This window comes from uncultured Halopseudomonas sp., from assembly GCF_963977355.1.
In the GTDB taxonomy this organism is placed as follows: Bacteria; Pseudomonadota; Gammaproteobacteria; order Pseudomonadales; family Pseudomonadaceae; genus Halopseudomonas.
In genome coordinates this window covers 24,166-44,233 of record NZ_CAXBOV010000003.1, presented here as the reverse complement: position 1 = coordinate 44,233, position 20,068 = coordinate 24,166, and the positions used below count along the sequence as shown (strand labels likewise).

Below are 20,068 nucleotides of genomic sequence, written 5' to 3'. Positions count from 1 at the left end.
GCATTTCTTCACCAAGGTCGAGATCAAGCCTGGGCGATTGACTCAATATTCTGCTGCCATTGCGTCAATGTACGCGGGTCTTTTCGATCTGATCTGAGCGTGATAGTTATCCGGCGCGCTCCCTGCGCCGATAGCCATTGGTCAAGACTGTCGGCAAAACCACAGAACTGTTTGTAACGCCGGTCACCTAGACCCAATAGGGCATACTCCAGATGAGTGAGATTCTGGGAGCCCTGCATGAATCTTTGAACGAATTGTCTGGCATTGTCTGGGGCTGCACCTTGTCCCGTCGTGCTGATAATCAGAAGCAGCCGACGAGTACTCTGTAAATCGTTTCGTTTAATGCTACCCAGCGCTGACAGATTGACGCTGCGATCATCGCCGGCAAGGTCTTTTATCTGCGTAACCGTAGCCTTTGCCAAGCCTTCGGCAGTGCCAGTCTGACTGGCAAAAGCCACTAATAGCGGTGCTTCGGCGTAGTTGTTCGAATTGCGATAGCGGTAGGTAGCTCGGAGACAGATCCCAACCCAAACCAGCACAGCCATTAGCGCCATGCCCCAGCGCTGCGCTCCAATGGTTTGCACCACGTCCAATGGCTCCATGGTTCAGAGCGCCATGACTTCAAGTGTCGCGCTATAGCTGGCGCGCCTTCGCGTAACAGGCGGCGCTACACCTTCGGTGGTGTCGAGTTCCGCTTCAAGCCAATACATACCAGCCGCCGGCCAGGTAATGTCTACCTTGCCATCAGCATTGGTTTTCAAGGTCATTTCTCCCAGCTCATCGCGGTAACGATTGCCACCAGGAATGATATTCACATCAATATCAGCGGCCGGCTCGCCGTCGATGGTAAAGACGAATTCGGCGGTCTCGCCGGCATACAAATCATTGGGATGGGTGAGGGGGGTTATCTCAAGGCCCTCGCCTGTTGTTTGAAATACCGTTTCGGTCGGTTTGCCAGAGGTAACGAAGACTTCCATGCGCGAGTTGCTCTGCACAACCTCGATATCGTCTGCCGAACCGGGGAGGTTGGCCTGCAGGTCCTCAAGCTCTCCGATCCAACGGCCACGCTCACCGTTTTCAGTGTAGGTAGCCATCAGGCGCGCATTTTCCAGGGCCAGCTTGTAAGTGCCTTTTTGAATCAGATGCACATCGAAGGTGGTGCGATAGCGGCCGGTGTTGCCATTCTCACCCGCCAACTGAGTGCCGTCCGGGGCGGTAATCTGTAACTGCGAGGGTGTTCGCTCATTGGCTGCTTTATTTGCAGAGGCAGTTTCACCTATGCCGGACAGGCGCAGGGGAAAGTGCTCGAAATTGAACAGGTTGTTGGAAACAGCTGCGTCCACGGTAATCCAGGGGTCTTCACCCGAGAGCACTGTTGCCGAAGGCAGCATCCATGCCCTGTGGGCGTGAGCGGGCACTACCGCACCCAAAGCCGCAGCTATAAGTGCATATTTTAAAATACTGTTCATGCAATTACTCCAGGTTGTGTTCGAGCGGTTCGCGTTTATTAAAGGATGTTGATTAGTCAAGGACTCACAGAGAGGGTGACGCGGCCCAGTTCGCTGTCGCCATTGGCGTTAACAGTGGTTAGGTTTTGCGGCGGCCAATTGAAAGGCAGTCTCAGCATTTCACGACTCCCTACTTCGCGGGCAGCTTCGATCACCAGATCATATTCGCCCGGCGCAAGATCGTTCAGGGGGACTTCGTCACTCTTGAGGTGCAGTTGATGGATTCCTGGTGGCTGGGTGGCTGCGCTAAGCCCATCGACAGGCATATCAAGTTCGCGGCCGCTGCGCCGCCACCATAGGCGTAGATCCTTTAGCCACTTCTCACCTTCCTCGTCGCTTAGTCTCAGGTCATACCAGACAGCAATATCAGCTGCGTGGCGATTGTCCTGTTCCAGCCAGAGGGCGACATAGGGGCGGTGGTACTCGGCCACATCCAGCCGTGGAATCTGTACCTCGATGTTCATTTCGGCAGCCGCCAGTGGGTTGCCGATGGTTGCGATACTTGCCAGAGCACCGGTCATCAGTAGAAGTTTGTTCATTCGTGAATTCCTGTCAGTGGATCAATAACAGCATTATCAATACGGGCACCAGAAGCCCCAGTCCGGTCAGTGGCCAGGTCGTAGGTCGGCTGGATACCTGACGTTGCAGCAGCAATAGTCCGGTAATGCTGAACAAGACGCAGATCCCCGCGAATACATCAATGAACCAGCTCCAGGCGATACCGGTGTTGCGCCCCTTGTGAAGATCATTGAAATAGGCGATCCAGCCACGGTCAGTGTCCTCGAAGAGAAGCTCGCCTGTTTCCAGATTCAGACTCAACCATGTATCAGCGCCGGGCCGGGGGGCGGCAATGTAAAGCTCGGTTTCGGACCATTCGATTCTGTGCCCGCGCAGGTGACTACCGGTTTTTTCTTGCAAAAAGCCGTCAAGTGCAGCCGGGAGCTGTTCTCCGTTTACTGAGGCTTCTCGGGCAAGCATCAGCAGGTTGTCGGGCATCAGGATCTCTATTGTTTTGGTGTCGCTTCGCCCCTCGATCTGAGCGGCGTGGTTCAGCGTGATACCGGTCACCGCAAACATCAAAAGCCCAGCCAGACACAGTGCCGAGCTGATCCAGTGCCATTGGCGCAGTGATCCTAGAGTGAAGAGGGGGCGCATGGTCTTCCTACCAGATATTGGAACGCCTGGATCCCGGCTGCAGAGCAGCCGGGACAGTGGCTGGGGAGTCGCTCAGAATTGGTAGGTTGCGGACAGCCATAGTCGGCGGCCTTCTTCCAGGGTGCCGTCGGTGGACCGGCCACTCTGAATGTAATCTGAAGCCCAACCAGTCACACCCGCATTGGTGGTGTAATAGCTGCCCTCTGTAAAATCTCTACCCAGAACGTTGTATATGGTCGCGTTCAGCATCAGGTCATCGGTAGCCTGAAGCGACCCACCCAGATGGAATACCTCATAGGCCTTGAGATCACCGGTAGCGTCCTGGAGAGCCTGATTGCCCGCACTCAGATTTTCGTATCGATCAGTGAAGCGTGCGCGCTCACTACGATACTCACCCTTCAGCCAGACATTGATACGCTGTGTAGCAGCCCAGTTCACGCGAGCGAAAAACAGGTGATCTGGGGTATTGGTTAGCGGCGCACCCTTATTCAGACCGCTTTTTTGTTCGCTGTCTGTGTAGGTGTAATTGGCACTCAAGGTCCAGGCGGGTGCAAATTCCCAGCGACTGCCGAGTTCGATACCCTGCGTCTCAGCCTTACCAATGTTGGTGCTTTGGGCAAAGCTGCCCTGGGTAAAGCTTGCACCGAAGTCAATACAGCCTGATTGGCCTGCAGGAATATCAGGGTCGGTTGAGAAACAGTTGGGGATGGCTGTACCGCCGTCGATCTTGTCCTCAAACTTGTTGTGGAAGAAGGTTACATTGGCGTTGAAATTATGCAGATTATCGTAATAAACACCGAATTCAGTATTCGTGGTAGTTTCCGGCTCCAGGTCCGGCGTGCCGATGGTCAGAATCGTGCCTTGGCCACTTACACCGCTGATACCGTCATGTAACTGATTCAGGGTAGGGGTCTTGTACCCGCGACTCACGCCGCCCTTCAAGGTCCAGCTATCGGTTGTGTTCCAAACCAGATAGGCGCGGGGACTGACATTGCCCCCAAAGGCTTCGTGATTTTCATAACGACCGCCCAGGGTCAGGGCAAGATCCTCACGAAGGCGCCATTCATCCTCTGCGAACACAGCCCATGAAGTTTGCTGGAAGGTGTCATCAGCTATGCCGTCAGTCACCTCTGCGTCCCACCACTGAGCACCCAGAGTTGCGATATGAGATGCACCGAGCGGGGCGACCAGCTTGGTATCAAACACCAGATCCCGGGATTCCAGCTCACGATCATCACCGACGATTATCTGCGGGTAGCCGTCATAGCTGGTTCCGATGGGGGTGCCCGGTATAGTGCGGCCCAATGTCTCCGTTGTGCTGCGTGTCAGACTGCTGGTGGTTGTGCCGAATGCCAATCGACCACGGTGGGTCAGGGCAATCTGCTGACGTTCAAAGCGCAGCTCATCGCTGTAGCCGTTGGCCCGGGTGGGCGCTGCAGCATTGCATCCGGCCACTGCGTTGCCGCCACTGCGGCCGTCCAGCGTGCCGAGCTGGCAATCGTCGTTTTCGTAACGCTGTGCGCTTTGATCAAGGTCCAGAGAAAAGTCATGGTCTGCATTGGGAGTAAGATTTAAACGCACACCGGCAGTGTAGTTGCGGCCCTCGACGGGCGAAGCGCCCCGTTTGCTCACGGTGCTGTCATCTTCGAAGGTCAGGTCTGACGATTGACGGTCGTACACGCTGCCCCGTACGGCAAGGCCTAACAGTCCTTCGACAAGCGGACCACTGCTATACAGACTTGCATTGCTTGTGGCGCCGTAGTCACTGTTTTCCTGGAGGGTATGGTCAATGGTTACCGACGTACCCCATTCGTTGGATACTTTTCTGGTGATGATGTTGACGACACCTCCCATTGCATCCGATCCGTAGAGGGTGGACATGGGTCCGCGGATCACCTCAATGCGTTCGATTGCCGAAAGGGGGGGCATAAAACCGGTTGAGGTTTCATTGAAACCATTCGGAGTTACGTTTCCAGCTGTATTTTGTCGCCGTCCATCTATGAGAATCAGCGTGTACTCGCTGGGTAATCCTCGGATACTGATATTCAGGCCCCCGGTTTTGCCGGTTCCCTGACGAATATCCACACCCTCGACGCCATCCAATGCCTGCGCCAGGTTAGCGTAACGATTACCCTGCAATTCTTCACTGCTGATGACACTGATGCTGGCAGGAGCATCGGTGATCTTCTGTTCAAAACCTGACGCTGTGACCACGGTTGCTGATAGCGCTACAGGGGAATCATTGGCAACGGCGATGCTGCTGGCCAGCAAAGAAAGGGTGGTCAATATACCGGCGGAAAAACGTGCGGCACTGTCGTTACTGCTCATAGATTTGCTGCTCCTTAAAAAACTGTTGAAACTCACGCTTCATGCTGTCTATTAGGAATGATTATCATTCGTTAGCGGAGCTGATTCTATGGCGCTGATTGACGAAGTTCCACTACCAGGAGAACAACGGTGAGTTGAATAAAACGGAACAGATGATATCAGTTCGCAATTGATACTGAATCGCATTAGTATGAGGATCAACGACCACCCGGCTAAAGCGAGCGCCGCACGAGGGCTTGATAGATGCAGGATATATTTCAAGGAAGCCAAGCCAGTGGTAAATCATGACTTTAATGAGCTGACTGTTTTCGCCGCGGTAGTCGAACTGGGAGGGTTGACACCTGTGGCTACGAGTACAGGCTTGCGGAAATCAACCTTGAGCCGCAGGATCGGTCAGCTTGAAAACAGGGTTGGCCAGCGTTTGTTGCTACGCCATTCCAACCGCCTTACGCCTACCGAAGCCGGAAATCTCTTTTACGGCTATTGCAGGCAAATGATAGATCTGGCGGAAAGCAGCCAAAGAGCCTTGGACAACTTGCGTGAGGAGGCCAATGGACGGGCAGTGCTGCATGTACACAACGCTTTTGAACGCGGTTGGCTGCCCACAGTTCTCGATGCTTTCATGCAGCGGTATCCAGGCGTCGTTCTGGATCTGCGGGTAGGTCCAAGAATGCCTGCATTTGAGCCCGAGAACGCGGGTGATCTCTGGCTTTGGCTGGGTGATCTGAAGGATACCGGGTTGCGCTCTGAACGCATCGGAACCTGGGATGCAGGCCTGTATGTCAGTCCAGAGTACGCGCGCATCAACGGTCTGCCCCAGCACCCCGATGAATTGCATGATCATGCCTGGGTGAATGTGCTGGATGCTGGGCGCGAACCTATACAGTTACATCACAGGAGGGAAGGTGTGCACGTCTTTCAACCCCCTGCCACCCGCATGACCGCAGACAGTCTTGTCATGCAGGCTGATGAGATAGTCCGTGGGAAAGGCGTTGGGGTGATGCCTAGCTGGTACGCAGAGCACTACGAAATCGCGCATCCGGGCAGTTTTCTTGCTTGTCTGGAACAATGGCGCCCTGAGAGTCTACCGGTCACTCTTTTGAGTCACTATGGCCATCCAGCAAAAAAAATCTCTGCCCTACAGGAGTGGTTGCGCGAATCTGTTCCCGAAGCGTGGCTGACGCCCGATTAGCTTTACTTCAGCCGTCGTTCGATCCCCATCTCAACCAGGATTTTCGCGGAGATTTCTTCAATCGAGAAAGTGGTGGTATTAACGAAGGGAATATTCTCCCGGCGGAACAGGCTCTCCACTTCACGCACCTCGAATTCACACTGGCCAAAGCTGGCGTAGCGACTGTTGGGGCGACGTTCATGGCGAATACTGGTCAGTCGATCCGGGTCGATGGTCAGGCCAAACAGCTTTTGTTTATGGGCTTTCAGAGCTGCAGGTAGCTGTAGACGCTCCATATCCTCTTCGGTCAACGGATAGTTGGCCGCCCGAATGCCTGACTGCAAGGCAAGGTACAAGGAGGTTGGAGTTTTGCCGCAGCGCGAAACGCCGACCAGAATGATATCGGCGCGGTCGTAGTGCTCCGTCCGCGCGCCGTCATCGTTATCCATGGCGTAGTGCACCGCGTCGATCCGATCTTTGTACAGTCCACTGTGCTGAATCGAGTGGGATTTGCCGACAGAATAAGATGAACCATCACCGATTTCCTGCTCCAGAGGTGCCAGGAAAGTGGAGAAAATATCGATGAGATAACCATTCGAAGCGGCCAGCTCTGTACGGATATCCTTGTTGACCACTGTGTCGAAAATAATCGGTCTGATACCGTCCCGCTCGGCAGCTGCATTGATTTGTTGTACTATGTTCCGCGCTTTTTCCACGGTGTCGACATAGGGTCTGAGCAGCTTGATGAACTCGATGTTCTCGAATTGTGAAAGCAGGCTTTGACCCAGCGTTTCGGCAGTGATGCCGGTACCATCGGAGATGAAAAAAGCGGTGCGTTTCATGCGCGAGGCCTTAAGATGTTGGTGTCTGAGCGCGAAGGCGGGAAATCAGCCTCTGTCTCGGTGACGCCATTGTGGCGCATTTGCGACAGTCCGGCCAGATATCAGCGCGGCAGCGCTGCCAATTCATTGATTTACGGAGAGATCACCTTGTTAGAGTACGTAGTGTCCTTCGAGCAACTGGGTGTTGACGATGTCGAACGGGTTGGCGGCAAGAATGCCTCCCTGGGTGAAATGATCAGCAACCTGGCTCATGCCGGCGTCTCCGTCCCCGGAGGTTTTGCCACCACAGCGCAGGCCTATCGCGACTTCCTTGAACAAAGTGGTCTGAATGAGCGCATCAATGCCTCGCTGGACGCGCTGGACGTCGAAGACGTAACCGAGCTGGCAAAGGTCGGAGCCCAGATCCGCCAATGGATCATGGACGCACCTTTTCCTGACGCTCTGGACGCAGCCATTCGCAAGGCGTTCGCTGAACTGTCGGGCGATAACGACAATCTCGCCGTAGCAGTTCGTTCGTCTGCGACAGCCGAGGATCTGCCCGATGCGTCCTTTGCCGGCCAGCAGGAAACCTTTCTGAATATTCGCGGCGTGGACAATGTGATCCGTGCTGCCAAAGAAGTTTTTGCCTCACTGTTCAACGACCGCGCCATCTCCTACCGTGTGCACCAGGGTTTTGATCACAAGCTGGTCGCCCTGTCAGCGGGTGTACAGCGCATGGTGCGTTCGGAAACGGGTACCGCAGGTGTCATTTTTACCCTGGACACCGAATCGGGCTTCCGTGATGTGGTATTTATCACCGGCGCATATGGATTGGGCGAAACGGTGGTGCAGGGTGCTGTCAACCCGGATGAGTTCTACGTTCACAAGCCCACATTGGAGGCCGGTCGCCCAGCCATACTTCGTCGCAACCTGGGTAGCAAGGCGATCAAGATGATCTACGGCGCCGAGGCCAGCGCAGGACGTTCGGTACAGACAGTTGATGTCGACAAGGCCGAGCGTGCCCGGTTTTGCCTGAGCGATGAAGAAGTGACCAATCTGTCCAAGCAGGCGTTGATTATCGAGAAGCATTATGGCCGCCCGATGGATATCGAATGGGCCAAGGACGGTGATGACAACCAGCTGTACATCGTTCAGGCACGCCCCGAGACAGTCAAAAGCCGGAATAACGTTAACGTGATGGAACGTTACCTGCTGAAGGAAAAGGGCAAGGTATTGGTCGAGGGCCGCGCTATCGGTCAGCGCATCGGAGCCGGCTGTGTACGCATCATTCATAATGTCAGCGAGATGGACAAGGTCCAGCCGGGCGACGTGCTTGTCTCGGACATGACTGACCCGGACTGGGAACCGGTCATGAAGCGCGCCAGCGCGATCATTACCAACAGGGGCGGGCGTACCTGTCACGCGGCGATCATCGCCCGCGAGCTGGGTATTCCGGCGGTTGTGGGGACCGGTGATGCCACCGCGCGGCTACATGATGGCCAGGAAGTCACGGTTTCCTGCGCTGAAGGTGACACCGGCATGATCTATGAAGGTCAACTTTCCTTCGACATCCGTACCAACAGCGTGGATGCCATGCCGGCTATTCCGTTCAAGATCATGATGAACGTGGGTAACCCGGATCGGGCTTTTGATTTCGCCAACCTACCCAATGAAGGCGTGGGTCTGGCGCGACTGGAATTCATCATCAACCGCATGATTGGTGTGCATCCTAAGGCATTGTTGAACTTCTCCAGTCTTCCTGTGGATGTCAAAGACAGTGTCGAGAAGCGCATAGCCGGATACGCAGACCCGGTCAGCTTCTATATCGACAAGCTGGTTGAGGGTGTCAGCACGCTGGCCGCTGCATTCTGGCCCAAGAAGGTCATCGTTCGTCTGTCGGACTTCAAGTCAAACGAATACGCCAACCTGATCGGCGGTCGTCTCTACGAGCCCGAAGAAGAGAACCCCATGCTGGGCTTCCGCGGTGCTTCGCGTTACATCAGTGAGTCTTTCCGCGACTGTTTCGAACTCGAATGTCGGGCAATGAAGCGCGTGCGTGATGAGATGGGCCTGACCAACGTTGAAATCATGGTGCCGTTCGTGCGTACCGTGGGCGAAGCGCAACAGGTAGTCGAGTTGCTTGCAGAGAACGGTCTGAAACGCGGCGAGAATGGTTTGCGACTGATCATGATGTGCGAGTTGCCGGCCAACGCCCTTTTGGCTGATGAGTTCCTGGAGCATTTCGACGGCTTCTCGATTGGTTCCAACGATTTGACCCAGCTGACACTGGGCCTGGACCGGGATTCCGGCATCATTGCTCACCTGTTTGATGAGCGTAACGCTGCAGTGAAAAAGCTTCTGAGCATGGCGATTTCATCCTGTATCGCGGCGAACAAATACATCGGCATCTGTGGTCAGGGCCCTTCGGATCATCCGGATCTCGCCCGCTGGCTGATGGAACAGAAAATCGAGAGCGTTTCGCTTAATCCTGACTCCGTAATGGATACCTGGTTCTTTCTTGCCGAAGACCAGAAGTAAATGTCCATCTGAATCATGTCTCATTGAAGGAGAAATACGCTATGCACTATGTAACCCCGGATCTGTGTGACGCCTATCCCGATGTTCTGGTGTTAGAGCCGATGTTCAGTAACTTTGGTGGCCATGATTCATTTGGCGGCGAGATCGTTACAGTCAAGTGTTTCGAAGACAACTCCGTGGTCAAGGAGCAGGTTGATCTCGACGGTCGCGGCAAGGTCATGGTGGTTGACGGTGGTGGCTCCATGCGCCGTGCCCTGCTGGGTGACATGCTGGCTGAGAAAGCGGCAAAGAACGGCTGGGAAGGTATTATCGTTTACGGCTGTGTGCGTGATGTTGATGTGCTGGCTCAGACACCACTGGGTATACAGGCCCTGGCAAGTCATCCGATGAAAACAGACAAGCGCGGAATTGGCGACCTGAATGTGGCGGTTACCTTCGCCGGGGTTACGTTCCGACCCGGTGAGTACGTCTATGCCGATAACAATGGCATTATCGTATCCCCCGACGCTCTGCAGATGCCTGCTTGAGGTGATAACCCGCTCCTGTTGAGCGGGTTATTTTTTTCAGCTACCCGTTTTGCACGTAATTGTCAGGTTCACCGGAGGTTTTAATGGAAGACCCGATCGAGCAACGCCTGCGTGCATTGATGCAAGGCGATCAGGCTGACGATTCCGAAAACGTTGACGACGCTAGAATGGAACGTGTATTGCACAAGATACACTTGCGTGGTGGTGCTCTTGATCTCGTGCGCCTCTTTGCCAACTGGGGCTGGGTAATATCCGAAGGCGGCGCCAGGGGGTTACGTCATGCTCGACCCACCCGCCGCAGCATGAAATCTTCCCCCGATCCTTCCAATAATCAGAGAACCTAGTATGCAACTCGATACCTGGGGCCAGAGCTTCATGGCCAGCATGGCAGCACTGTGGGGCAATATTGCTGCCTTTATTCCCAATCTGATTGCAGCGCTGCTAATTGTGCTGCTCGGATTTATCGTGGCAAAAGTAGTGGATACCCTGCTTAGCAAGGGTCTGGCCAGAGTTGGACTGGACCGGCTGATGAGCGGTGCTGGCGTGTCCAAACTGCTGAGCAGGGTGGGTATTGTCATGCCCGTCTCAGCGTTGGTGGGCAAGATTCTTTACTGGTTCATCGTCCTGATGTTCGTGGTTTCTGCGTCGGAAACTCTGGGGCTGGCCAGGGTTTCTTCCACACTGGATGCTTTCACGCTTTATCTTCCCAAGGTGTTTGGTGCGGCCCTCATCCTGCTTTCCGGTCTGCTGCTTTCACATCTGGTCAACGGCCTGGTCCGTGGCGCAGCTCAAGGTATAGGGATCGACTACGCAAGCGGCCTGGGAAGGCTCGCACAGGGCCTGCTGTTGATCATTACGGTTTCCCTGGCGATCGGCCAGCTGCAGATAGAAACCCAATTGCTCAACATGGTAATTGCCATTGTGCTGATTTCGTTTGGGTTTGCCGCGGCCCTTGCGCTTGGTTTGGGTAGCAGGTCGGTGGTCAGCCAGATAATTGCCGGTATATATGTGCGGGAGCTTTACCAGGTGGGTGACCGGATCAGCATGGAGGGGCTAGAGGGTGTGGTAGAGGAGGTTGGCACAGTCAAGACTCAGGTAATGGATGATACGGGGCAGTTGGTATCTGTCTCGAACCGCTCCTTGATCGAGCAGCGGGTTTCTCGCTGATATTTTCTACAAATCAACCAAGTCCCTCACCGTGGTGAAAGCGTATTTTGACCAGTCAGAATAAGACGGCACGCTACAATCCGCTCGAGCTCTCGGATGAGGAGCTGGTTGAGCGAGCGAACCGGGAACTTTTCCATACAACCGTTGCCTATGAAGAGCTGATGCGTCGTTACCAGCGCACATTGTTTAATGTGTGTGCCCGCTATCTGGGCAATGAGCGTGACGCTGACGATGTTTGTCAGGAGGTTATGCTCAAGGTGCTGCATGGATTGCGTCAGTTTGAGGGAAAAGCAAAGTTCAAAACCTGGCTTTACAGTATTACGTATAACGAATGCATCACGCAGTATCGCAAGGAGAAGCGCAAGCGTCGCCTACTCGATGCGCTGAGTCTGGATCCGCAGGAAGAAGAAAGTCCGGAGCTCGACGCAACGCAGGTGACCGATCGAGTCAGTCTGGATCGCTGGCTGGTGCACGTTAATCAGGTGGATCGTGAGATACTTGTTTTGCGTTTTATAGCCGAATTGGAGTTTCAGGAAATAGCGGACATCATGCGCATGGGTCTAAGTGCAACCAAGATGCGGTATAAAAGAGCATTAGAGAAACTCAGATCACACCTTGATAACCCTTTTTGAACGGAATTTATTTGCTTTTCATTATTTCTGTTATACTCCAGCGTGAGTTTTACGCAAGTTAACGTCCTAAACGGATTGATGGGGATTTACTAATGAAATTGAAAAACACTTTGGGTATCGTTGTTAGTGCCGCAATCGCTGCTTCTGCCATGCCTGTTATGGCTCAAAGCGCCGGTTCAGTTGAAGTTGAAGCGTTCGCAAAGCGCTACTTCACAGGTAGCTATCGTGACTTGAGCGACGGCACCCTGGTGGGCGGCGGCATTGGTACGTTCCTCACCGATGACGTTCTGCTGAACGTTAACCTGGGTACTTATCGCGACAGCCTCGAGTCTGACCTCACCGGTGAAGATATCGATGGTCGTTTGATGACCGTTGAAGCTATCTACCACTTTGGTGAAGGCGCAATCCGTCCTTACCTGTCCGGTGGTCTGGGTCACCAAGAGCTTGACGGCCTTGGCGGCAGCTCTAACGACCGCACCACCATGGCGCTGGTTGGCGCTGGTGTGAAGAACTACCTCAGCGATAACTTCTACGTTAAAGCAGGCGTTGACGGCATGTATGCCATCGACACCAGCGAAGTGGAATGGATGGCTGGCGTTGGCATGGGTCTGAACTTCGGTAGCGCTCCTGCTCCTGTTGCCCAGGCACCTGCTCCGGCACCTGCACCTGCTCCGGCTCCACAGCCTGCGCCTGAAATGCAGAACGTTCGCGTTGAGCTGGACGTCAAGTTTGACTTCGACAAGTCAAGCATCCGTCCTGAATACCGCAACGACATCAACAGCCTGGCAGAATTCATGAAGACCTATCCTTCGGTCACTACTACCGTTGAAGGTCACACTGACTCAGTCGGTAGCGATGCCTACAACAAGGATCTGTCCCAGCGTCGCGCTGCTTCAGTCCGTCAAGCTCTGATCAACCAGGGTGTTGAGGCTTCACGTATCGATTCAGTCGGTTACGGCGAAGAGCGTCCGATCGCTGACAACTCAACTGACGAAGGTCGTCAGATGAACCGTCGCGTTGAAGCTGACGTTGAAACTCAGGTCGAAGTTCGTTAAGAACTGATCTGTAGTACAAAAAACCCGGCCTCGGCCGGGTTTTTTTATGCCTGGATTCTGCTTCAGATATAGTTGACTCCGGGGAACCGCAACCGGAAGTCCTCGGGCATTGGCGCCACCTTGGAGGTGGTGAAATCGTAGAATACGAATCCGGACTTGGCGAGAGCGACAAGCTCCCCACCGATAGCCTTGGTAATACGGAATATGATGTCTCCACCGTATTTGTTCAGATCCATCATGCCCACTTCAAATATCAGTGCATCCCTTGCGAAAGCTTCACGCTTATAGGTGGTCGCGAGATCTGTAACGATGATGCCGGTATCCATATCACTGACTTCCTCGATACCGAACTGGTAGAGAAAGCGTGCACGCGCCTCTGAGATCATCGATACCATCGAGTCATTGGCAAGGTGCTTGCCTGCGTTGATATCGGTTATGCGTACGGTCAATTGCGTGGTGAAGTAGAACTGATTGTCAGGGAATTCGAGGGTGAGGCGAGCCATGCGATGGGAACCTTTAACGTCGGAGGAGTGCAGGGGCGAAATCAGCGCGCATTGTACTCAAGATGTCCCGGGGCAGACACTCCAAGCAGACGCACGGCAATAAAAAAGGCCACCCGAAGGTGGCCTTTCTCTTAACACCCGGACCTAAGTCCGATCAGTTAATTATCAACCGAACTGATTCATGGTGTTGTCTTTACCACCAGCTTTCAGAGCAGCTTCGCCAGCGAAGTACTCTTTATGGTTGTCACCGATGTCGGAGCCAGCCATGTTCTGGTGCTTGACACAAGCGATACCCTGACGCAGTTCCTGGCGCTGAACGCCTTTCACATAAGCCAGCATGCCTTCTTCTGCAAAGTACCCTTTGGCCAGGTTGTCGGTAGACAGCGCGGCGGTGTGGTAAGTCGGCAGGGTGATCAGGTGGTGGAAGATACCTGCTTCACGCGAACCGTCAGCCTGGAAGGTACGGATCTTCTCGTCAGCGATCTGAGCCAGCTCGGTTTCGTCATACTCAACGCTCATCAGCTTGGCGCGATCGTATGCAGAAACGTCCTTGCCTTCTTCAGCCATGTTATCAAATACTTGCTGACGGAAGTTCAGAGTCCAGTTGAAGGACGGGCTGTTGTTGTAAACCAGCTTGGCAGTCGGGATCACTTCACGGATGCGATTGACCATCTTGGCAATCTGACCAACGTGGGGCTTCTCGGTCTCGATCCACAGCAAGTCGGCGCCATGCTGCAGGGAGGTGATGCAATCCAGAATAACGCGGTCTTCGCCAGTGCCAGCGCGGAACTGGAACAGGTTGCTTGGCAGACGCTTGGGACGCAGCAGCTTGCCACCACGGTTCAGAACGACGTCGCCGTTCTTCATGTCGGCAGCAGACACTTCTTCACAATCCAGGAAGGAGTTGTACTGGTCGCCCAGATCGCCTGGCTCTTTGGTGACTGCGATTTGCTTGGTCAGGCCAGCACCCAGCGAATCTGTACGGGCAACGATAACACCGTCGTCAACACCCATCTCAAGGAACGCGTAGCGTACGGCGTTGATCTTGGCCAGGAAGTCTTCATGGGGAACAGTTACCTTGCCATCCTGGTGACCGCACTGCTTCTCGTCGGAAACCTGGTTTTCGATCTGGATGCAGCAGGCACCAGCCTCGATCATTTTCTTGGCCAGCAGGTAGGTAGCTTCGGGGTTACCGAAACCGGCGTCGATGTCAGCAATGATCGGCACAACGTGAGTTTCGAAGTTGTCGATCTTGGCTTGAATTTCAGCTTCCTTGGACTTGTCGCCAGCATCACGGGCAGCATCCAGATCCATGAACAACAGATCCAGTTCACGTGCGTCAGCCTGGCGCAGGAAGGTGTACAGCTCTTCAATCAGGCCGGAGACGGCAGTCTTTTCGTGCATGGACTGGTCAGGCAGCGGGCCGAAGTCGGAACGCAGGGCGGCAACCATCCAGCCGGACAGATAGAGGTAACGCTTGTTGGTGGTCTTCAGGTGCTTCTTGATCGAGATCAGCTTCTGCTGCCCGATGAAGCCGTGCCAGCAACCCAGTGACTGAGTGTAGACAGAAGTGTCGGCGTCATACTCGGCCATGTCCTTGCGCATGATGGCGGCAGTGTACTTGGCGATGTCCAGGCCGGTCTTGAAACGGTTCTGGGCGCGCATGCGAGCCACGGATTCTGGGTTGATAGCGCTCCAGCTGTTACCGGCAGTTTCTTTCAGCGCGGCTACGGCCTTGATGTCGTTTTGATAAGCTGACATGGTCAATCCTTCAAGTTTGCGTTTGGTTGAGCACGAAAATTCCACCCAAAACCCACATGCTAAAGGTCGTGCATGGGCGGTGCACCGCTGCGCGTCTGAACAGGACTGAAAGAAATAGAGCCGAAAGGAGAGGGGGTATGAGCAGGTGAAGGACTGTCACTGCTAATGCGAACGTGGTCGCGTTTGCCGGAGGAAAAGGATGTATCCCCAAAGCACAGCAGCGGTATCACAATCATTCAGACTGACGCTAAATCGCTTCCCCGTCCCTCAGGACAACTTCGTTCCAGTCGCAACCTCGTCGAACTGCCTTTTGGGCTGTTGAGACACTGACCGATCCGATGGTTAAGGATGCGGTCCGGAGAGTCCTTTCGGAATCTCTGGCTAGCGGGAGCGACGCAATGATGCGACTTGGCCGGCAATAAGTCAATCGTATGTAGTGATTTTTTCGACCAACTACAGGAACCATAAGTAGCGGCTACGACTGTTACAGACGCTCGACCATAAGCCGGATACTGCTGTCATTCTGATTACGAGTGGTAATACGCTGGCCAATGTCCTTGTCATTGCTGCGTGCGGTGTCGCCCAGTCCACCAATGGTGATCCATTCCCCCACGCGTCCTGTAACTACGGTATCAGCCTGTTGGACGTCTATGACGCGGTTGTCATTGGGGTTCAGGCGGTCGTTATTGGCGCTGAGTGTAATGGTGGCCTGATTGCCATTGAGCCTTACGGTGGCATAGAAACCCTGGGTCACATTACGGTATTGAGTTTGCTGCACGACTCGCCCAAACGCATCAGTGGTGGTTGTGGTCAGGGGGACGCTTTGACCGGACTGAATAAGTACCGGGTAGCCTTCGCTGGCCGTTAAACGGCGGACTCCGTCGCTCTGGCCCCGTGTTTCCCTGCGAATAATGCGTGACTGATTACTGCCGTCACCTACAACGATATCGCCCGCTCCGGTTTCAAGGCGGCTATTGATCTCGAAGCCCCGCTCATTGCTGACCGCATTGCCACTGTTGGCTACGCTGATTCTGATCTGGGCGGGCTTGCGATCGAGGTTGGCGAGCAGAGCCCGTATCTCCTCCAGCCGCTCAGGTTCGGCCCGTACGATCAGTTGATTACCATAGGCTGACACCCGTTCGTCGTCGCGAAGCATGGGTTGAATGGCAGGAATCATGCTGTCGGCCATGCTGTAACCGAGGGTGAAAATCTCGGTTTGTGGTGCCGCCTGTATTGGGCCCGAGACTGCCAGAGCAAGAATCAGCACAGCCGCTTGTTGCCAAGGTGGCATTTTCATAACAGAAATCTCCTGATAGCAGAGTCGCTTTGGCTGCTCGCCCACAAATCCTCGAAGGTTCCGTGCCAGCGTCTGACCTGGTCGGGACTGTTGTATCTGACAAAGCCCTCACGGCGTATAGACCGGGGCAGCATCATGATGCCGCTGCTATCGATGAGCATATATACCTGGGTGCCCTTGAGACGCTCAGGATGTTGTTTGCGAATCTGCAGCAGGCTGGGAAATCTGTGCATCAGATTGACCAGGCTGTGGCCTTGCAGAAAAGCCTTGCTGGCCTCGTGTAGCAGAATCTGGATGCGGGCCTTTGGCTGACGGGCCACTAGCTGCTCAACAGCGACGATGACGTCCCGTCGATTGAATAACCAGACGGCCTGATCAGCGGCATAAATCAATACACGCTTGCGGGCCTGACCAAGTATCCAGAGCAAATGGTCGCACGCCTGCTGCTCATCTATTTCTATCAGGTCTCGATGCTCACCCAGTTGCCAGCTTAGGTCCAGCTCAGGTGTGGGGGCACTGACCTCCTGCGGGTTGTTGATACTGAAGCGTCCCGGGGAGATGAATTCGATGGGCGGCAAGTCACCGGTAATATGCTCACGCTGCATGGCAAAGTGCGCAATACCAGCTTCCAGATATTCCTCGGAAGACACCTGAAATCCCAGCCTGCGATAGAAGTCCAATGCGTAGCTCTGGGCGGAGAGCTTAAGCACAAGCATTCCACGTGCCTGGGCGTGGTCCATAACCGCAAGCATGAGTTGTTCGCCCAGCTTGCGACCGCGCCACGCCTTTCGTATGGCTACGCGGCCAATATGGCCATCCTCAAGCAGCCTGGCAGTGCCGACCGGTTCTTTATCGTAGGTCAGGAGAAAATGAATGGAAACCGGGTCGTCCGAATCCCATTCCATCGATTCGGGGATCTGCTGCTCAGCAATGAAGACGTCCCTGCGAATATCACGCAGTGCCTCGGTGGTATGCCAGTCAACTACCCGAACTGAAATCTCATTCATCATCTCCCTCCAGCAGGAGGTCTCCCTTGGCCAGCAGCTGTTCCAGCAGGGTCCATGCCTCGTCGTCGGTCTGCCAGCCGAGCAGTGTTTCACTATCGAAATAATCGTTATTACAGACTAGTTGAACCAGGGGCAACAGGGTAGCGGGCAACAGACAATGTTCACCGCTGGCAAATAACAAAAGGTGTTCATCTGAATCCACCCGGTAGGCCAGTCGGGTACTGGGATTACGCATCAGCCCATAACCATTCTGGAGCTCCTCCAGCAGAGTACCCGCTGGCAGCTCCTGTGGCTGGATCAGTTCAGGGTAGCGAGGCTCAGTCATGTGTCGGCCGAACCAGGTAGCCAAAGCGGCCTTGTCGTTCACCAGTTCGAGCATAATATGCTGAAGTCGTTCGATACTTTGATCATCTATCGCGGCGGGATGAGCGACTGGTTTGGCATCCGGATCACCGTAGCGCTGGCTGTCAGCCAGATACTGACTCAGGAAGTCAGTGTAATGCAGCAGGATATCCTGATGGCTTGGCGCTCGAAAGCCGATTGAGCAGGTCATGCATTCGTCTTCGGCAATGCCATGGTGGGCAATACCAGGCGGTATATAGAGCATGTCGCCGGGTTCCAGCACCCACTCCTGCTGTTCCTCGAAATGACTCAAAATACGTAGATCGGGATGATCGAGTAATGGGCTCTGATCATCACAGTGCTGCCCGATTTTCCACCTGCGGCGACCATGGCTTTGCAGCAGAAAAACATCATAGTTGTCGTAATGGGGGCCAACGCTGCCGCCCGGTGTTGCATAGCTGATCATGACGTCGTCGAGACGCCATGATGGAAGAAAACTGAAAGCTTTCATCAGCTCGGCAACATCCGGCACGAACTGATCCACAGCTTGCACCAGCAAGGTCCAGTCCTGCTCTGGAAGGGTCTTGAAATCCTCTTCTGTAAACGGACCGCGGCGCAGTTCCCAGGGCGTTGCGCCTTGTGTCAGCACGATCCTGGACTCGACTTCATCCTCCAGTGCCAGTCCTGCCAGTTCATCGGGCGAAAGCGGATTCTCCAACGCAGGGAATGCCTGACGAATGAGCAAGGGCTTTTTCTGCCAGTAGTCGCGCAGAAAAATGTCCGGGCTGATACCGCCCAGCAGGACGGAAGGATGTGGCAGAGACATGGGGCAGACCTTATAAAGTGATTGAAGCCGTCAGATCCGTTTTGCCTGAGCGACGGCGCTGCCGATGTAGTTAGCCGGGGTAAGGGCTTTCAGATCAGTCTTGGCCTGCTCCGGAATTTCCAATGTGTCGACAAATTCAAGCAACGCCTGTGGCGTAATGCCTTTGCCACGGGTCAACTCCTTAAGCTTTTCGTAGGCGTCCGGCACCGCATAACGGCGCATGACCGTCTGGATCGGCTCGGCCAGAACTTCCCAGGTATTGCCTAGATCATCAGCAATACGTTGAGCATTGAGCTCCAACTTACTGATTCCCTTGAGAGTTGATTCATAGGCAATCAGGCTGTGCGCAAAACCGACGCCCAGGTTACGCAGTACGGTAGAGTCGGTCAGGTCACGCTGCCAACGCGAAATCGGCAGCTTGCTGGCCAAGTGCTGGAGTATCGCGTTGGCGATACCCAGGTTACCTTCGGAGTTCTCGAAATCGATTGGATTGACCTTGTGCGGCATGGTCGAAGAGCCGATCTCGCCAGCGATAGTCTTCTGTTTGAAATATCCCAGGGAAATATAGCCCCAGATATCACGGTCAAAATCGATCAGAATGGTGTTGAACCGTGCGGTCGCATCATAGAGTTCGGCGATGTAATCATGCGGCTCGATCTGAGTGGTGTAGGGATTGAAATCCAGCCCCAAGGTTTTTTCCACAAAGTTCTGCGCATTGGCTTCCCAGTCTATCTCCGGGTAAGCCGACAGGTGAGCGTTGTAGTTGCCTACTGCGCCGTTGATCTTGCCCAGCAAGGGTACAGCTGCGATCTGCTGAATCTGACGCTCAAGACGATAAACCACGTTCGCCAGCTCCTTGCCCATCGTTGTGGGGGAGGCCGGTTGGCCGTGGGTACGCGACAGCAGGGGTACGTCTGCGTGCGTTACCGCGAGGGAGCGAATTTCATCAGCGATACGTTGCATCAGTGGCAGCATCACGTCATCACGGCCGGCGCGCAGCATGAGCGCGTGGGACAGATTATTGATGTCCTCGGAGGTGCAGGCAAAGTGGATGAATTCATTCACTGCCTTGAGCTCTGGCAGGCTCTCTACCTGTTCTTTGAGCAGATACTCAACAGCTTTTACATCGTGATTAGTTGTGCGCTCTATTTCCTTGATGCGCTCGGCGTGCTCAAGCTGAAAATCATCGACCAGACGATTCAGCAGAGCGTTTGCTTCATCGGAAAAAGGACCGATTTCAGGGATCTGCGGATGTGCCGCCAGACATTGCAGCCATCTCACCTCGACCTGAACGCGAAAACGGATCAGGCCATATTCACTGAAAATGGTACGCAGGCTGGAGGTCTTGCTGCCGTAGCGGCCATCAACCGGGGATACGGCGGTCAGGGAGGAGAGTTGCATAGTTTTTCTCGTCAAAAGATAGGGCGGAA

At 54.4% G+C, this 20,068-nt stretch carries 18 protein-coding genes and 1 pseudogene; 7 read left to right on the top strand and 12 right to left on the bottom strand.

Annotated elements, in window-relative coordinates:
* Window positions 1-23: 23 nt before the first annotated feature.
* From AAC076_RS02005 to AAC076_RS01985, 5 genes are all read right to left on the bottom strand, one after another.
* On the bottom strand, window positions 24-587 hold the full coding sequence (locus tag AAC076_RS02005) for a flavodoxin domain-containing protein (protein ID WP_339842686.1): 564 nt from the start codon (window positions 585-587) through the stop codon (window positions 24-26).
* 18 nt (window positions 588-605) lie between these two features.
* A complete protein-coding gene (locus tag AAC076_RS02000) occupies window positions 606-1,469 on the bottom strand; it encodes a DUF4198 domain-containing protein (protein WP_339842685.1) in 864 nt (287 codons plus the stop codon).
* A 56-nt stretch (window positions 1,470-1,525) separates the two neighbouring features.
* Window positions 1,526-2,047 (bottom strand): DUF2271 domain-containing protein, encoded by a 522-nt coding sequence (locus AAC076_RS01995; RefSeq protein WP_339842684.1) that lies wholly within the window; start codon window positions 2,045-2,047, stop codon window positions 1,526-1,528.
* A gap of 13 nt (window positions 2,048-2,060) precedes the next feature.
* Window positions 2,061-2,663: a PepSY-associated TM helix domain-containing protein gene (locus AAC076_RS01990; RefSeq protein WP_339842683.1), complete on the bottom strand. Its 603-nt coding sequence runs from the start codon at window positions 2,661-2,663 to the stop codon at window positions 2,061-2,063.
* 72 nt (window positions 2,664-2,735) lie between these two features.
* Entirely contained in the window at window positions 2,736-4,991 is a 2,256-nt protein-coding gene (locus AAC076_RS01985) for a TonB-dependent receptor (RefSeq protein ID WP_339842682.1), read from the bottom strand.
* A gap of 190 nt (window positions 4,992-5,181) precedes the next feature.
* On the opposite strand from AAC076_RS01985, the gene AAC076_RS01980 reads away from it, so the two are divergent.
* On the top strand, window positions 5,182-6,183 hold the full coding sequence (locus AAC076_RS01980) for a LysR family transcriptional regulator (RefSeq protein WP_339842681.1): 1,002 nt from the start codon (window positions 5,182-5,184) through the stop codon (window positions 6,181-6,183).
* A 2-nt stretch (window positions 6,184-6,185) separates the two neighbouring features.
* On the opposite strand, the gene AAC076_RS01975 is transcribed toward AAC076_RS01980, so the two are convergent.
* Window positions 6,186-7,004 carry a pyruvate, water dikinase regulatory protein gene (locus tag AAC076_RS01975; protein WP_339842680.1) on the bottom strand — a complete coding sequence of 273 codons (819 nt, stop codon included), beginning with the start codon at window positions 7,002-7,004 and terminating at the stop codon, window positions 6,186-6,188.
* Between the two features lie 147 nt (window positions 7,005-7,151).
* On the opposite strand from AAC076_RS01975, the gene ppsA reads away from it, so the two are divergent.
* The 6 genes from ppsA to AAC076_RS01945 all read left to right on the top strand — a co-directional run bounded on the left by ppsA (window position 7,152) and on the right by AAC076_RS01945 (window position 12,902).
* A complete protein-coding gene (gene ppsA / locus AAC076_RS01970; protein ID WP_339842679.1) occupies window positions 7,152-9,521 on the top strand; it encodes a phosphoenolpyruvate synthase in 2,370 nt (789 codons plus the stop codon).
* A gap of 41 nt (window positions 9,522-9,562) precedes the next feature.
* Window positions 9,563-10,048: a ribonuclease E activity regulator RraA gene (gene rraA, locus AAC076_RS01965; protein ID WP_339842678.1), complete on the top strand. Its 486-nt coding sequence runs from the start codon at window positions 9,563-9,565 to the stop codon at window positions 10,046-10,048.
* An 83-nt stretch (window positions 10,049-10,131) separates the two neighbouring features.
* Window positions 10,132-10,392 (top strand): hypothetical protein, encoded by a 261-nt coding sequence (locus tag AAC076_RS01960; protein ID WP_339842677.1) that lies wholly within the window; start codon window positions 10,132-10,134, stop codon window positions 10,390-10,392.
* A 1-nt stretch (window position 10,393) separates the two neighbouring features.
* Window positions 10,394-11,215: a mechanosensitive ion channel domain-containing protein gene (locus tag AAC076_RS01955; RefSeq protein WP_339842676.1), complete on the top strand. Its 822-nt coding sequence runs from the start codon at window positions 10,394-10,396 to the stop codon at window positions 11,213-11,215.
* A 44-nt stretch (window positions 11,216-11,259) separates the two neighbouring features.
* Window positions 11,260-11,847 carry an RNA polymerase sigma factor SigX gene (sigX, locus tag AAC076_RS01950; protein ID WP_339842802.1) on the top strand — a complete coding sequence of 196 codons (588 nt, stop codon included), beginning with the start codon at window positions 11,260-11,262 and terminating at the stop codon, window positions 11,845-11,847.
* A 92-nt stretch (window positions 11,848-11,939) separates the two neighbouring features.
* A complete protein-coding gene (locus tag AAC076_RS01945; RefSeq protein ID WP_339842675.1) occupies window positions 11,940-12,902 on the top strand; it encodes an OmpA family protein in 963 nt (320 codons plus the stop codon).
* 62 nt (window positions 12,903-12,964) lie between these two features.
* Here the strand turns inward: AAC076_RS01945 and AAC076_RS01940 are convergent, their stop codons facing one another.
* The 6 genes and pseudogenes from AAC076_RS01940 to purB all read right to left on the bottom strand — a co-directional run bounded on the left by AAC076_RS01940 (window position 12,965) and on the right by purB (window position 20,039).
* Complete coding sequence (locus AAC076_RS01940) at window positions 12,965-13,405, bottom strand: thioesterase family protein (RefSeq protein WP_335607238.1); 441 nt, start codon at window positions 13,403-13,405, stop codon at window positions 12,965-12,967.
* A gap of 165 nt (window positions 13,406-13,570) precedes the next feature.
* Window positions 13,571-15,166: an isocitrate lyase gene (locus tag AAC076_RS01935; RefSeq protein ID WP_339842674.1), complete on the bottom strand. Its 1,596-nt coding sequence runs from the start codon at window positions 15,164-15,166 to the stop codon at window positions 13,571-13,573.
* 484 nt (window positions 15,167-15,650) lie between these two features.
* Window positions 15,651-16,463, bottom strand: coding sequence for a secretin N-terminal domain-containing protein (locus tag AAC076_RS01930; protein WP_339842673.1), 813 nt, complete (start codon window positions 16,461-16,463; stop codon window positions 15,651-15,653).
* A gap of 596 nt (window positions 16,464-17,059) precedes the next feature.
* Window positions 17,060-17,470 (bottom strand): annotated as a pseudogene (locus tag AAC076_RS01925) (GNAT family N-acetyltransferase); the annotation flags it as partial.
* Entirely contained in the window at window positions 17,463-18,638 is a 1,176-nt protein-coding gene (locus AAC076_RS01920; protein WP_339842672.1) for a cupin domain-containing protein, read from the bottom strand. The pseudogene AAC076_RS01925 and the gene AAC076_RS01920, both read right to left, overlap by 8 nt.
* Before the next feature lie 30 nt (window positions 18,639-18,668).
* Window positions 18,669-20,039, bottom strand: a complete 1,371-nt coding sequence (gene purB, locus AAC076_RS01915; RefSeq protein ID WP_339842671.1) for an adenylosuccinate lyase — start codon at window positions 20,037-20,039, stop codon at window positions 18,669-18,671.
* Between the last annotated feature and the right edge of the window lie 29 nt (window positions 20,040-20,068).

What these genes read in the sequence shown, in the direction of transcription:
- AAC076_RS02000 (WP_339842685.1), bottom strand. Translation starts at nt 1,469, where the DNA reads ATGAACAGTATTTTAAAATATGCACTTATAGCTGCGGCTTTGGGTGCG.
- AAC076_RS01995 (WP_339842684.1), bottom strand. Translation starts at nt 2,047, where the DNA reads ATGAACAAACTTCTACTGATGACCGGTGCTCTGGCAAGTATCGCAACC.
- AAC076_RS01990 (WP_339842683.1), bottom strand. Translation starts at nt 2,663, where the DNA reads ATGCGCCCCCTCTTCACTCTAGGATCACTGCGCCAATGGCACTGGATC.
- AAC076_RS01985 (WP_339842682.1), bottom strand. Translation starts at nt 4,991, where the DNA reads ATGAGCAGTAACGACAGTGCCGCACGTTTTTCCGCCGGTATATTGACC.
- AAC076_RS01980 (WP_339842681.1), top strand. Translation starts at nt 5,182, where the DNA reads ATGAGGATCAACGACCACCCGGCTAAAGCGAGCGCCGCACGAGGGCTT.
- AAC076_RS01975 (WP_339842680.1), bottom strand. Translation starts at nt 7,004, where the DNA reads ATGAAACGCACCGCTTTTTTCATCTCCGATGGTACCGGCATCACTGCC.
- rraA (WP_339842678.1), top strand. Translation starts at nt 9,563, where the DNA reads ATGCACTATGTAACCCCGGATCTGTGTGACGCCTATCCCGATGTTCTG.
- AAC076_RS01960 (WP_339842677.1), top strand. Translation starts at nt 10,132, where the DNA reads ATGGAAGACCCGATCGAGCAACGCCTGCGTGCATTGATGCAAGGCGAT.
- AAC076_RS01955 (WP_339842676.1), top strand. Translation starts at nt 10,394, where the DNA reads ATGCAACTCGATACCTGGGGCCAGAGCTTCATGGCCAGCATGGCAGCA.
- AAC076_RS01945 (WP_339842675.1), top strand. Translation starts at nt 11,940, where the DNA reads ATGAAATTGAAAAACACTTTGGGTATCGTTGTTAGTGCCGCAATCGCT.
- AAC076_RS01940 (WP_335607238.1), bottom strand. Translation starts at nt 13,405, where the DNA reads ATGGCTCGCCTCACCCTCGAATTCCCTGACAATCAGTTCTACTTCACC.
- AAC076_RS01935 (WP_339842674.1), bottom strand. Translation starts at nt 15,166, where the DNA reads ATGTCAGCTTATCAAAACGACATCAAGGCCGTAGCCGCGCTGAAAGAA.
- AAC076_RS01930 (WP_339842673.1), bottom strand. Translation starts at nt 16,463, where the DNA reads ATGAAAATGCCACCTTGGCAACAAGCGGCTGTGCTGATTCTTGCTCTG.
- AAC076_RS01920 (WP_339842672.1), bottom strand. Translation starts at nt 18,638, where the DNA reads ATGTCTCTGCCACATCCTTCCGTCCTGCTGGGCGGTATCAGCCCGGAC.
- purB (WP_339842671.1), bottom strand. Translation starts at nt 20,039, where the DNA reads ATGCAACTCTCCTCCCTGACCGCCGTATCCCCGGTTGATGGCCGCTAC.